This is a genomic window from Micromonospora sediminimaris (genome assembly GCF_016863575.1).
Classification (GTDB): domain Bacteria; phylum Actinomycetota; class Actinomycetes; order Mycobacteriales; family Micromonosporaceae; genus Micromonospora; species Micromonospora sediminimaris.
On sequence record NZ_BOPD01000008.1, the window covers coordinates 271,833 to 284,703 of the forward strand.

General features: G+C 72.7%; 12 protein-coding genes. 7 read left to right on the forward strand and 5 right to left on the reverse strand.

Features of this window, described 5'->3' with window-relative positions:
• The first annotated feature begins 250 nt into the window (after positions 1–250).
• From Vse01_RS06850 to Vse01_RS06880, 7 genes are read left to right on the forward strand one after another with little or no spacing between them, the layout of a single operon-like run.
• Positions 251–1,441, forward strand: a complete 1,191-nt coding sequence (locus tag Vse01_RS06850; RefSeq protein WP_093403691.1) for a hypothetical protein — start codon at positions 251–253, stop codon at positions 1,439–1,441.
• Positions 1,428–3,995: a nitrate- and nitrite sensing domain-containing protein gene (locus Vse01_RS06855; protein ID WP_093403346.1), complete on the forward strand. Its 2,568-nt coding sequence runs from the start codon at positions 1,428–1,430 to the stop codon at positions 3,993–3,995. The genes Vse01_RS06850 and Vse01_RS06855 overlap by 14 nt, the downstream gene beginning before the upstream one ends.
• Positions 3,992–4,462 (forward strand): roadblock/LC7 domain-containing protein, encoded by a 471-nt coding sequence (locus Vse01_RS06860; protein ID WP_093403345.1) that lies wholly within the window; start codon positions 3,992–3,994, stop codon positions 4,460–4,462. The genes Vse01_RS06855 and Vse01_RS06860 overlap by 4 nt, the downstream gene beginning before the upstream one ends.
• Positions 4,459–4,941: a DUF742 domain-containing protein gene (locus Vse01_RS06865; RefSeq protein WP_093403343.1), complete on the forward strand. Its 483-nt coding sequence runs from the start codon at positions 4,459–4,461 to the stop codon at positions 4,939–4,941. The genes Vse01_RS06860 and Vse01_RS06865 overlap by 4 nt, the downstream gene beginning before the upstream one ends.
• Positions 4,919–5,689, forward strand: coding sequence for a GTP-binding protein (locus Vse01_RS06870; RefSeq protein ID WP_170863395.1), 771 nt, complete (start codon positions 4,919–4,921; stop codon positions 5,687–5,689). Before Vse01_RS06865 ends, Vse01_RS06870 begins: the two co-directional genes overlap by 23 nt.
• A 42-nt stretch (positions 5,690–5,731) precedes the next feature.
• The gene (locus tag Vse01_RS06875) at positions 5,732–6,247 is read left to right on the forward strand and encodes a hypothetical protein (protein ID WP_093403342.1); all 516 of its coding nucleotides are present in this window, start codon (positions 5,732–5,734) and stop codon (positions 6,245–6,247) included.
• A 34-nt stretch (positions 6,248–6,281) separates the two neighbouring features.
• Entirely contained in the window at positions 6,282–8,654 is a 2,373-nt protein-coding gene (locus tag Vse01_RS06880; protein ID WP_093403340.1) for an AAA family ATPase, read from the forward strand.
• A gap of 11 nt (positions 8,655–8,665) precedes the next feature.
• Here Vse01_RS06880 and Vse01_RS06885 read toward each other — a convergent pair whose 3' ends face one another.
• The 5 genes from Vse01_RS06885 to Vse01_RS06905 form a co-directional block, all read right to left on the reverse strand.
• A complete protein-coding gene (locus tag Vse01_RS06885) occupies positions 8,666–9,172 on the reverse strand; it encodes a GNAT family N-acetyltransferase (RefSeq protein ID WP_093403339.1) in 507 nt (168 codons plus the stop codon).
• Positions 9,173–9,275: 103 nt separating this feature from the next.
• The gene (locus tag Vse01_RS06890) at positions 9,276–10,232 is read right to left on the reverse strand and encodes a hypothetical protein (RefSeq protein ID WP_232511188.1); all 957 of its coding nucleotides are present in this window, start codon (positions 10,230–10,232) and stop codon (positions 9,276–9,278) included.
• Between the two features lie 63 nt (positions 10,233–10,295).
• Complete coding sequence (locus Vse01_RS06895) at positions 10,296–10,685, reverse strand: DUF3263 domain-containing protein (protein ID WP_373870649.1); 390 nt, start codon at positions 10,683–10,685, stop codon at positions 10,296–10,298.
• 147 nt (positions 10,686–10,832) lie between these two features.
• Complete coding sequence (locus Vse01_RS06900; protein ID WP_093403334.1) at positions 10,833–11,846, reverse strand: ABC transporter permease subunit; 1,014 nt, start codon at positions 11,844–11,846, stop codon at positions 10,833–10,835.
• Positions 11,843–12,853, reverse strand: coding sequence for an ATP-binding cassette domain-containing protein (locus tag Vse01_RS06905; RefSeq protein ID WP_093403333.1), 1,011 nt, complete (start codon positions 12,851–12,853; stop codon positions 11,843–11,845). Before Vse01_RS06905 ends, Vse01_RS06900 begins: the two co-directional genes overlap by 4 nt.
• Positions 12,854–12,871: the final 18 nt, after the last annotated feature.

Here is a 12,871-nt window from a genome sequence, read left to right on the forward strand (position 1 = left end):
TGGGATGACTTCGCATCGCGGAAATTCCTGCCTTTCGCTCGAATCTATACTCAAGTACGCCTATCTCCCACATGAACGGCACTTACCGTGAGCGAATTGATCGCCGTGAGTCACATCGCTCGAAGTGACGCAAAGCTGACGGTTGCCGGCCGACCGATAGCACCAGCCTTCGATTAGTTTTCCGGTCCGGCGCACGGGACCGGCTCGTCGACGCCGTCGGACAACCTGCGCCATGCCGGAGGAGACAACCATGACCGTTCCCGCTCCGCGGGTCCGTCGCCGGCCCCGGACACCGGGCCGGCTGTTGCCGCTGCTACTCGCCACCGCGCTGCTGCTGCCGGTGGCGTTCCTCGTCGTACAGGCACACCAGTTCGTCGACAACGACCGCGAGGTCGTCGGGCGGGAACGGCTCGGCGTCGAGTACCTCCGCGCCCTCGGTCCGGTGACCGACGCGCTTGTCGACGCGCAGAGCGCCGCCGTCACCGGCCGGTCGCTGCGCCGGGACACCCTCGACCAGGCGGTCGAGCGGGCCGCCGCGGTCGACGCGCGCATCGGTGGTGAGTTGAGCACCAGCGAGCGGTGGGCCGGGCTCCGCGCGAAGTTGGAGGCGCTCCCCGAACGCTCACTGGCCGACCCGGAGACCGCCTTCACCGTGTACGGCGAGGTCACCGACCTGCTGTTGGCCCTGCACGGCAAGGTCCGGGAGACCTCCGGCCTGATCCGGGACCCCGGTGTCGACGCGTACTTCCTGCAGGACGGCGTCGCGGAGGAGATGCCGGAGGCGATGGTGGCCGCCGGCCGCCTCACCGACCTGGCCGTCCTGATGAACCGCCGGCCCACGGCCGAACGGATCCAGTCGCTCAGCCAGCTGGCCACCCTCCGGGCTGCCGCCCTGCAACCCGCCAACGACCTGGCCAGCAACCTGCGGGCGGTGGTGGAGAACACGGAAAGTGCCGACCTGGGTGCGAACGTGCTCACCCCCTTCGACGCCTACCAGCGCGCCGTCGAGACGATGGCCCTGCACTCCCAGCCGGTCGATCGGGCCGGCACGGTCGACACGACGCGGCTCCTCGCCGCCCGCAACGAGGCGCAGCAGGCCGCGAAGCAACTCCACCCGGTCCTTCTCGACGAGATCGACCGGCTGCTGGTGGAGCGACTCGACGGGTTGGACCGGGATCGCCTGCTGATTCTCGGCGCGGGCGGCCTCGCCGCACTGCTGCTGGTCGGTCTCGCGGTGAGCGGCTGGATGTCCCGTCCGAGAGACACCTCCGCCGCGTCGGCAGGCGGCGGCGTGCCGGCAGGCGGAGTCGTGCCGCCTCCGCCGTCCGGCATCCAGTGGGGTGCCGTCGGGTCACGTCCCGTCGAACCACCACCGGCGCTTCAGCCGGTGGGACAGGTCCACGAGCCGGATCGGTGGAGGCCCTTCGATGCTGCTCGGTAGGCTCCGCATCCGCGGCAAACTCAGCCTGCTGGTGACCATCCCCCTGCTCGGCATGCTTGGGCTGACCCTGCCGGTGGTCTGGGAACGAGCCGGTGTGGCCCAGCGGGCCGCCGACATCGACCAGACCGTCCAGCTCGCCAGTCGGGTCGGCACCCTGCTTCAGCACCTGCAGCGGGAACGGATGCTCGCCGTCGGGCTCCTGCTCGGGCAGGTCGAGCGCACCACGCTGGTGCAGGAGATCGCGGAGGTGGACGACCGGATCGTCGATCTGCGGGCCGATTTCGACGGTGACCTTCCGGCCGAGGTGGACACGGCACTCGACGGCGTTGCGCAACTCGCCGAGGTACGCACGGCAGTACTGGCCGGACAGGCCGCGCCGCCGCAGGTCATCGGCGCGTACGGGCCGGTCCACATCGCCCTGATCGACTCGTTGCGGCTGCCGCACGACGTGGACACCCGGACCCCGGCCGGACGCCAGACGCTGGCCCTGGACAGCATCCTGCGCAAGAGCGAGGGCCTCAGCAGCGGCGGTGCCCTGATCGTGTTGGTCGCCGCCTCGCCGAACCCGCAGTTCGCCACCGCCTTCGTGGCCAACATGGCCACCCTCCAGTCGGAGAGCAGCAAGATGCTCGGCCTGCTCACCCCGGAGCAGCAGGCGCTTGTGAACATCGAGCAGACCGCTGTCGACGCCCGAACCAGCCCCGAGTTCCTCCAACAGAGCGCCCTGGACCCGGTGGCCGCGGTGGCGGACATCCCCATCCAGGCTCTCTTCCCCACCGTTTCCTCGCTGATCACGCTGGGTCAGTTCGTCGAGAAGAAACTGGTCGCCGACGTGACCGCCGAGGTACGCGCACAACGGCAGACGGCGCTCTCCGGGGCGTACTGGGTGACCGTGCTGGTCGCGGTGATCCTGGTCGGCGTGGTGCTGCTCGCCCTGGCCATCGGCCGCACGGTGACCGGGCCACTGACCCGGCTCACCCGCTCCGCGGACCGGGTCGCCCGGGTCGCCGAGTCCGAGCTGGTCCGGGTGGCCGACGACGAGGTCGACAACGCCCAACCCGTTCGCCTCGATCCCGTCGATGTCCGTGCCAGGGACGAGGTCGGCGACCTGGCCCGCGCCTTCGAACGGGTACAGCACACGGCCGCACGGCTGGTGGAGCGGCAGGCGGCGAGCCGACGCAACGTCGCCCAGATGTTCGGCCACGTCGGCCGGCGTACCCAGAACCTGGTCGGTCGGCAGATCGCCCTGATCGACCGGTTGGAGCAGCAGGAGACCGATCCGGGGCGGTTGGAGAACCTGTACCGGCTCGACCACATCTCCAGCCGGCTGCGGCGCAACGCGGGCAACCTCGTGGTGCTCTCCGGCGCGGTGGGTGACGTCGCGCACGTCGCGCCGGTTCCGCTGGCCAACGTGGTCCGCCTCGCCCTCGGTGAGATCGAGGACTACACCCGGGTGGACGTCCAGGTGCCGACCGAGGCCGCCGCCGCACCCGCGATCGTCGGCGACCTGGTGCTGGCGCTCGCCGAACTGATGGAGAACGCCACCGTCTTCTCGCCGCCGCACACCAGGGTGCTGGTCAGCGGCGAACTCACCGAGAGCGGCGTACAGCTCACCGTGGTGGACCACGGCATCGGCATGACCGAGGCGCGGCTGGCCGACGAGAACGCCCGCATCACCCGACGGGAGCGGCTGGACCTTGCTCCGACCGAGGTGCTGGGGCTGTTCGTGGTGGGTCGGTTGGCCCGCCGGCACCGGTGGGCGGTCGATCTCTCCGCCACCCCGGGCGGCGGCGTCACCGCGACCCTCCGGATTCCCCGTACGTCGCTGGTCGTCGGGACGCCCGAGCCGGCCGGCCTCCCCGTTCCACCGGTCGGCCGGGCCGCGCCGGTGGCCGCCCTGCCGGCCCGGCACCAGCTCGAAGCGGTGCCACCGACCCGGGACACCCAGGCGTCAGTGGACCTGGCCACCCCCGTGCCGGAACCGGTCGGGTTCAATCCCACGTTGCTGACCCGGGCAACCGAGAGCATGGAACTGTCCGAGTCCTGGGACGCGTTCGGCACCGGCCCGGAGCCCGTCGGGAAGACCGACGAGCAATCGGCCGCAATCGACGCGGCGACCGTGACGGTGCCGCAGGTCACACCGGCTTCGGCCACCCCGCCGGCCCCGATGCCCGGCATCCGGCAGCGGGTGCCCGGCGCCAGCCTGCCGAGGACGGCACCGAAGGTGGGCCGGGCCGACTCCAGCAGCGTGGACCCGAGCGCCGCTCGCGCCGCCGTCGAGGCGTTCGAGTCGGGGGTACGCCGGGCCGAGTTGAGCCAGGCCGACGCGCTGCCGCAGCCGGTCGAGCCGCCCGCTCCGCCGGGGCTGACTCAGCTGTCCCGCAGGGTGCCCGGCGCCAACTTGATCGCGCAGCTACCGCAACAACCGCTCACCCAGGACCCGGGCGATCCGGCCGAGGTCCGCGATCGCATCAACGCGTTCGAGACGGGCGTCGCCCGGGCTCTGCGCGATGTCCGTAACGACCGCAGCGACGACGAAGGAACGCCACGTTGACCAGCCCGCACGTGCACGAGAACCTCGACCACCAGAGCCACCCCGCCGGCGACCTCAGCCCCGAGGCCCGCACCTTCAACTGGCTGCTGGATTCCTTCACCTCCGGGACCGCGGGGGTGCTGGAGGCGATCGCCGTGTCGTCGGACGGCCTGCTGATGGCCATGTCCGCGATCAAGGACAGGTCCAACGCGGAGCGGCTCGCCGCAGTCGTCTCCGGGATGACCAGCCTGGCCGGCGGGGCCGCCAGTTGGTACGCGTTGGGCGGTCTCAACCGGGTCGTGGTGGACATGGCCGAGGGTTATCTCCTGATCAGTGCGATCAGCAGCGGTTCGGTGCTCGGCGTGGTCGCCGACCGGTCGGCGAACCTGGGCACCGTCGCCTACGAGATGACCCTCTTCGCCGGTCGGGCCGGCGGTGCGCTCACCCCGCGCCTGATCGCCGAGCTCAAGAACTCCGTACAGCAATGAATCCCGACGCCGCCGGTGCCGAACAGGAGCCGGTGATCCGCATCCGGCCCTACCTGCGCGAGTCCTCCCCGGCCGGCTCCGCCGGCCCGGCGGGCGCACCGGCGGCGATCGGACCGGAGCCCGAGGAGGCCGGGCCGACCGGACCTCGCCCCTTCGTGCTGACCGCCGGCCGGGTGGCCGGCGCCGACCCCACGATCGGCCTGGAGACCCAGGTGACCGCCCGACCGACCACCGAAGCGAGGAACGTCACGGCCACCCGGTTGAGCCCGGAACTCCAGGCGATCGTGGCGCTCTGCGGTGAGCCGATCTCGGTGGCCGAGATCTCCGCCAAGACCCGGTTGCACTTCGGCGTGACCCGAGTGCTGGTGGGCGATCTGCGCGCCGCCGGCCACCTGGACGTACACGTGACCGACGCCGACGACGCCCTCGACCCCGACGTCATCCTGCGAGTGATTGATGGACTCCGTGCAATCTCCTGACTGGCCCGCCGCGCCACCGGGCGCGCTCGCCGCCAACAGCGCCGCGGCCCGCTACGCCGGTCCGACACCTACCCCACCATCCATCGGCCGGGCCACCGCGCCACCGCCACCGGCCCACGCCGCACCGGCGCCGCCGCCGTACCGGCCGCCGGCCGCGACGCCCGCCACCACGGGTACGCACCGGGCGACCCCGCCGATACCGGTGAAGATCCTGGTGGCCGGCGGCTTCGGGGTCGGCAAGACCACCACCGTGGGCTCGATCTCGGAGATCGCCCCGCTGACCACCGAGGCGGAGATGACCACCGCCGGGATCGGGGTCGACGACCCTGGTCAGCGCTCCGGAAAGACCACCACCACGGTGGCGATGGACTTCGGTTGTGTCACCATCGATCGAAGCCTGAAGCTCTACCTGTTCGGTACGCCGGGCCAGACCCGTTTCGGCTTCATGTGGGACGACCTGGCCCGGGGTGCGCTCGGCGCACTGGTGGTGGTCGACAGCGCCCGGCTCGACGACTGCTACCCGGCGATCGACTTCTTCGAACGGTCGGGACTGCCGTTCGTAGTCGGGGTCAACGCCTTCGACGGGCGGTTGGCGCACGACCTGGGTGCGATCCGGTGGGCTCTGGCGATCGGCGAACATGTACCCCTGGTGCAGTTCGACGCACGGGACCGGCTTTCGGTCCGGGACGCCCTGCTGGTCGTCCTGGACCGCGCGCTGGACCGGGCCACCCGGGAGAAACGGGCCTGAGCCGACCGGCTCGCAGGCCCCTCGTGGGAAGGGGTGAGGCGGATGAGAGGCGGACTGGACGAGACTCTGGCCCGGATGCGTCGGCGTGAGGAGGCGCTGCGTCGACGGGCCACGGACCCGACCGTGGCGGCCGACGACCAGCCCGGTCCGGAGCCGGGCCACGGGTCCGGTGCCGGTTGGGGTCGGACCGACAGCCGCAACGCGGGACCCGGCTGGGCCGGGGTCCACGAACCGGCCCACGAGGCCCCGCCACGGCACCCGGTGGAGGACGTGGCCGAGGCGCTGCGCGCGGCCGTCGCCGCGCACCCGGGGGCGTCCGTCGCCGCTCGGGTCGAGCACGACGGGCAGGCGTACGACCTGCGGGTGACCTGGGTCGATCAGGAGGTCACGGTCAGCGGACAGCCGGCCGCGCCGCCACCTTCCTGGCCACTGTCGGTCAAGACGGTGCCCGGCTGGTCCGCCGCCCAGGACGGGCTGAGCGAGGATCCGGCAGCCCGGCTGGCCGAGCTGATCCGCCGCGACCCGTCCCTGCTCACCGGGGAGGAACCCGCAGGCTGACCAGGGGCTTCCACACGCACGCTAGGGTCGGGCGGTGGGCGAACCCGAGCTGACCCTGATCGCGAGCCTGCGGCCGGCCGCACTGGACGCCCGGCGGGGCATCGTCCGGCTGCACCCGGAGGCGCTCACCGCCCTCGCGCTGCGCCCAGGTGATCCGGTCCGGCTCGCGGGACGGCGGGTGACCGCCGGCCTCGTCGCGGCGGCCGAGGGCACCGCCAGCGCGGCCCTGCTGCACGCCGACGACCTGATGCTGGGCAACCTCGGCGTACGCGACGGCGGGCAGGTGAGACTGAGTCCGACTCCGGTCACCCCGGCCCGCCGGGTGCTGCTCGCCGGGCCGGCCGAGGTCGTCGCGGTGGTCTCCCCCGAGATGCTGCGGCTGGCGCTGCTCGGCAAGGTGGTCACCACCGGGGACGACGTCTCCCTGCTGCCGCAGGATGTGTTGCCGGACGCCTCGACCCGCACCCTGGTCGAGGCGGCCCGGCGCAGCCTCTCCACCCGGGTCGGCTACGCCTGGACCAGCACCCTGCTGCGGGTGTTGGCCGCCGAACCGGATCCGGGCGCGCTTGTCACCATGGACACCCTCGTCGCCTGGGAACACGGTCCCGCGACCCACAATGGCACCGGCGTCCCCCCGGCGACCGCTGCGGCCAGCCGGGCGGCGGGCGTCGGAACGCGCGGCCAGGCGACGGGCGTCGGGCAGGGCGGCTGGACGACGGGCGTCGGGCAGGGCAGTTGGCCGACGGGCGGCACCGCTGGCGACGGTAGCGTCGACGGCCGTTCGACGGAGCCCGGGACGGCTGGTGGTTCCGACATCGAGTCGGACGCCGACGCCAACGTCGGGGCCGTACCGTCGGTGGACGAGCTGCCGGGCCTGCGCGCCCAGGCGGAGGAGCTGACCGAGCTGCTCGACCTCGGTTTCCACCATCGGGAGGTGCTCAGCCGGTTGGGCACCGCAGTGGCGCTGGGGGTGCTGGTGAGCGGGCCGGCCGGCTCCGGCAAGGCGGCCCTGGTGCGGGCGGTGGCCGCCCAGGTCGGCGCCCGGGTGCATCCGCTCTGGGCGCCGGAGGTCGCGGCGTTGACGAACGACTCGGCCGCAGCCCGGCTCCGGGCGGTGACGGCCGAGGCGCTGGCCGCCGGGCCGGCCGTGCTGCTGGTCACCGACGTGGAGGCGCTGGCCCCGGCGGAGGCTCCCGGACCGGTGGCGACCGTGTTCCGGCAGTGCGTGGCACAACTCGTACGGGCCGGAGCGGCGGTGGTCGGCACCAGCAGTCGACCTGAAGCGGTCGACCCGGCGCTACGCGCCCCGGACCTGCTCTCGTTGCGGATCGACGTGCCGCTGCCCGACGCCGCCCTGCGCCGGGAGCAGCTGACCGTGCTGACCCGTCCGGTGCCGCTCGCCGACGACGTACGGCTGGACGAGGTGGCCACGCGTACCCCCGGTTTCGTCGCCGCCGACCTGGCCGCGCTGGTCCGGGAGGCCGGGGTGCGCGCGGCCCTGCGGCAGAAGTCGGCGCAGACCCCCACGGTGCTGATGGCCGACTTCACCGCCGCCCTGGAGGTGGTACGGCCGACCACCATGGCCGCCGCCACCCTCGAACTGGCCCGGGTCACCCTGGACGACGTCGGTGACCTGGTGGAGGTCAAGCAGACGCTCACCGAGTCGGTGCTGTGGCCGCTCACCTACCCGGACACCTTCGCCCGGCTCGGCGTGCAACCGCCGCGCGGGGTGCTGCTCTACGGTCCACCGGGCTGCGGCAAGACCTACCTGGTGACCGCGCTGGCCGGGACCGGCCGGGCGAACGTGCTGTCGGTCAAGGGCGCGGAGCTGCTGTCCAAGTGGGTCGGCGAGAGCGAACGCGCGGTACGGGAGCTGTTCCGTCGGGCCCGGGAGGCCGCCCCCACGCTTGTCTTCCTCGACGAAGTGGACGCCCTCGCCCCGGTACGCGGCCAGGCCACCGACGGCGGCACCGCCGACCGGGTGGTCGCCGCCCTGCTGACCGAGCTGGACGGGGTGGAGGCGTTGCGCAACGTGGTGGTGGTCGCCGCGACGAACCGTCCCGACCTGGTCGACCCGGCGCTGCTGCGCCCGGGGCGGCTGGAACGGCTGGTCTACGTGCCACCACCGGACGCCGAGGCCCGGACGGAGATCCTGCGGGCCGCAGCACGCAACGTGCCCCTCGCCGAGGGCGTCGACCTTCCCGCCCTCGGCGCGGAGTTGGACGGGTTCTCGGCCGCCGACTGCGCGGCGCTGGTCCGGGAGGCAGCGCTGGCCGCGATGCGCGAGTCGCTCACCGCCTCCACGGTCACCGCCGAGCACGTGGCGGCGGCCCGGTCCCGGGTCCGCCCGTCCCTGGACCCGGCCCAGGTCGCCTGGCTCGCCGCGTACGCCGAACAACGGGGCTGAGCATCCCGCGGTCAACAGGGAGCTGCGTCGTCCAGCGAGATCTCGGCGTACACCCGGTCATCGGCCTCGCGCAGCTTCGCGCCGCACTTCCCCAGCACGGACAGCGCGCCGCGGTTCTCCGGTGTGGTGTCCGCGACCACGGTCCGCAGGCCAGCCGCCGCCGCCAGGTGCAGCAGTTCGCGTAGCGCTGCCGCGCCGATCCCCTGGCCCCGGGCCGACCGGCCGAGCCACATGCCGACCTCGGCGACGCCGGGCTCGTCCCGTCGGCTCATCCGGATCATTCCGACCACCTCGCCGCCCGCCACGATCGCGTACATCGCGCTGCGGGCGGTCGCGTCGAGCCCACCGAAGCTGGCCCGGTGGAACTCACGGAACGCCTCCCGCCGCGCGTTCGACCAGCCGGCCGGCGCCTCCACCGGCGGCATCACGTCGGCCGGCTCCGCCTCGGCCACCGCCACGGAGAGCAACGGTTCGAGGTTCCGCTCGTCCACCGGCTCCAACCGGACCGCACCAGTCACGTGCCGCAGTCTCCCGCGCCCGGCGGCGCACGTCCACCCGGTTGGCGACGACCGGCCCCTCCGGCGGACCGGTCCGACCGGTCGGGTCGAATCACCTCCCGGGTCACGCTCCGCGATCGTCCGGCCGGGCGAACTCGCAGTAGACGGCGGAGGCGTCGTCGGCCGCCTTGTGCCGGCGTCGCCGGTCGGGGTGGTCCCGTTCGGCGGCGCGGACCCGGTCGATCAGCCCGTCCGGACCCTCCGTGGCCACCACGTTCAGCAGGCCGGACCAGTCGAGCAGTCCGAACTGCTCGACCAGGGCGGAGGCACCGTCGGAGAGCAGCACGGCGCGGCGCAACGCCGCCGGCCCGTGCCGTGGCACGGTGCCAACCACCGCGTGGTAGGCGGCGTCCGGGTCGGCGGCGGCGACCCAGTAACCGTGGGTACGGTTCATCAGCTCCCGCTGCGCCGTGACGGCGCGCCGGAACCGGGTGGCCCAGTCGGTCGGCTCGGGCAGCAGGTCGGCGGTCTCGCGCAGGTTGTCCGCCGAGGCCGCGAGCCGGTCGTCGGCCACCACGTCGACGCGTTCACCGGTGTCGAGCACCAGCGGACTGTCACAGAGCACGAGGTAGTCGACCTGGTCACCGCCGTCGCGGAGCAGGCACACCGTGCTCGACGGGGTGCCGGGGTGGTCGAGGTCGCACTGCTCGCCATGGTCGGAACGGACCGCGAGGATCGCCGCGGCCAGGTTGCTCACCAGCGTGGCGGCCGGGCGGGCGGCCTCCGCCAGGCCGAGCCGGGCGGCCAGGTGCCGGACATACCACTGCGGTCCGTGTACGCAGCCGGTGTCGAAGCCCTCCGGCACGGTGGCGCCGTCGAGCACCCCGACCAGCGGCCCGAAGCGGAACACCAGGTCCTCGTTGACCGCCCGACCGGGTGGCGGGGCGGACGCGGATCGTACCCGCATGGTGGGTGCGGTCCCGACCACCGCACCTCGCCGGCGCTCGTCCGGGGCCGCCTCGGGCACGCTGGTCTCCGGATGCGCGATTCGTCCCGGCTGTCTCGGCCCTCCGCCGCTCATCGCCACCTCCCCGCGCCCCCGGCTACCCACTCAGCACCGGACGACACGTCGAGGTCGCAAGCCCTAGCGGCGGCGGTTGCGGGTTCGGGAGGCGCGCAGCCGCACCAGCCGGCCCACCAGCACCGGGTCGGCGGCCAGGGCCGCCGGATTGTCAAGCAGCGCGTTCAGCAGCTGGTAGTAGCGGGTGGCCGAGAGCCCGAACCGGTCGCGGATGGCCTGTTCCTTGGCACCGGCGTGCCGCCACCACTGCCGCTCGAAGGCGAGCATCTCCCGTTCCCGCTCGTCGAGCCCGCTGGCCGTGGCCGCTTCCCCACCGGCGTCGGCAGGTGACTCCGCAGGGTCCGGTGACGTCGACTCGACCTCGGGGGCGGATCTCGGCGGTGGCACCGTGACGGCGTCCGGACCGGTCTGCGCTGCCGGGGTGGCGTCGGCGGGCTGCATCGTGCTCCTCATCCGGGGGCGGCCGGCACGGCAAGGCCAACCTGGCCCATCAGCCTAACGAGGGCCACCACCTGCCGCATCCCACCAGCCGGCGGGCCACCGCGACAAAGAGGGGCGGTGGCGGACCGCTCCGGCGAGAACGGTCCGCCACCGGCCGGCTCAGGTGATGTCGCGCCGGCGCATCGTCCACAGCGCCGCGCCGAGGAAGAGCACGATCCCGACGCCGAACAGCACCGACGAGTGCTGCCAGGTGATGTCCAGGGTGGCCGGCTCGCACTCACCGGTGTAGGTCGCGTTGCACGCCTGCCAGTCCTGGAGCGTGACCGTCTTGGTCATCCAGGCGATGGCGTAGGTGGGCAACAGCCACGCCTCGGCGAACCGTACCTGCGCCATGGACAGCAGGATGCCGAGCCCGACCTGGCCGACCACCATGACCGCGATCGCCCCGCCGAGCGCCATCGCGGTGTGCCGGCCGAGCGAGGCCAGAGCGAAGCCCACCGTCGCCGCGACCAGTGCCAGCACGATGCCGCGCAGCCCGGTGATGAGGAACGACTGCCAGGTACCCGAGGTCATCCCCTCGGTGGTGCCGCGGAGGTTGGCGACCAGCCACATGCTGCCGAACCAGGCCGCCGTGGCGGGCAGTGCCAGCGCCAGCAGACCGGTGAGCAGCGCGCCCAGCTTGGTCAGCAGGACGGTCAGCCGTTTCGGCCGCCAGAGCAGCAGATTCATCATCCCGCCGGTGTTCCACTCGGCACCCACGAACGAGGCACCGACCACGAACCCGACCAGGGCCAGAATCGCGGCGAGCGGAATCAGCATCTCGCCGAAGCTCTTCCGGAAGTCGAAGGTCGAGGGCAGGAACCACTGCTCCTCGATCGACTCCCGTGGTGGCGGGCTGATCTCGGCGCAGTCGGCCGGGTAGTAGTCGACGTTCTCGCCTGCTGCCTTGGCCCGCTCGCAGTTTGCGCGTTCCTGCTCCGCCCAGCGGACCTGCTCCTGATGCTGCCGGTCAGCGGCCTGCCGCGCTTCCGCAAGCTGGTCCGGGCCGATCTTCTGGTTGCTCAGGAACATGCCCGCCGCCACCAGCACCAGCACCAGCAGGCCACCGGCGGTCATCCAACGGGCGAAGCGCCGCTTGGCCAGCCGGCGTAGCTCGGTACGGAAGAGACTCACGCGCCCCAACCTCCTCCGGCGGGCGCGGACGGCGCCGTCCCGTCGATTCGTACGGACTGGTCGACCTGCCGGTGCTGGCCGGGTACCGGCGCGGTGGCGGTCAGTTCGAGGAAGACGCTCTCCAGGTCGACAGCGATCGGCGCGAGTTCGCTGACGTAGAGGCTCTGCTCGGCCAGGATCCGGGTGACCGTGGCCGGCTTGTCCACCCCGGCGAGCATCAGGTGGTCGTCGTTCGTGGTGACGCGTACGCCGGCCCGGGTCAGTGCCGTGGCGGCGACCGGAAGGTCGGTGACCGCCTCCAGCCGCACCCGGACCGCGCCGGACGAGTGCTGTGCCAGCACCTCGTCGACCGGGCCGAAGGCGACCCGCCGGCCCAGCGAGATGATGGTGACCGAGTCGCAGATCAGCTGGATCTCGCCGAGGATGTGGCTGGACAGCACCACCGTCATGCCGGCCTCGGAGAGGTTGCGCATCAGCGTGCGCATCTCCCGGATGCCGCCCGGGTCGAGGCCGTTGGCCGGCTCGTCCAGGATCAGCAGCCGCGGGTTCTTGAGCAACGCCGAGGCAACCGCGAGTCGCTGCTTCATGCCGAGCGAGTACGTCTTGACCCGCTCACCGGCCCGATCGCGTAGACCGACCAGCTCCAGCACCTCGTCGACCCGCTGCTCGGGCAGGTCACCGGCACCGGCCAGCAGCGACAGCGTGTCGCGCGCGGTGAAGTGCGGGAAGAACTGCGGGCTCTCCACGATCGCGCCGACCTGCGGGGCGACCTGGTCCAGCGTCCCGGGCACCTCGTGCCCGAGGATCGCCATCCGGCCGCCGTCCGGCCGGATCAGGCCGAGCAGCGTACGCAGCGTGGTGGTCTTGCCGGACCCGTTGGGACCGAGGAAGCCGTGCACCTGGCCCGCCTCGACCCGCATGTCGAAGCCGTCCAGGGCGTTGCGGGTGCCACGGCGTCGGCTTCGGTACGTCTTTCGTAGACCTTCGATTTCCAGGACAGCTGGCAAGCTGCACCTCCCCCGTTG

Bases quoted from the DNA above. Each gene is read 5' to 3' on its own strand.
- Vse01_RS06850 (WP_093403691.1), top strand. From the start codon at position 251: ATGACCGTTCCCGCTCCGCGGGTCCGTCGCCGGCCCCGGACACCGGGC.
- Vse01_RS06855 (WP_093403346.1), top strand. From the start codon at position 1,428: ATGCTGCTCGGTAGGCTCCGCATCCGCGGCAAACTCAGCCTGCTGGTG.
- Vse01_RS06865 (WP_093403343.1), top strand. From the start codon at position 4,459: ATGAATCCCGACGCCGCCGGTGCCGAACAGGAGCCGGTGATCCGCATC.
- Vse01_RS06870 (WP_170863395.1), top strand. From the start codon at position 4,919: ATGGACTCCGTGCAATCTCCTGACTGGCCCGCCGCGCCACCGGGCGCG.
- Vse01_RS06875 (WP_093403342.1), top strand. From the start codon at position 5,732: ATGAGAGGCGGACTGGACGAGACTCTGGCCCGGATGCGTCGGCGTGAG.
- Vse01_RS06890 (WP_232511188.1), bottom strand. From the start codon at position 10,232: ATGAGCGGCGGAGGGCCGAGACAGCCGGGACGAATCGCGCATCCGGAG.
- Vse01_RS06895 (WP_373870649.1), bottom strand. From the start codon at position 10,685: ATGAGGAGCACGATGCAGCCCGCCGACGCCACCCCGGCAGCGCAGACC.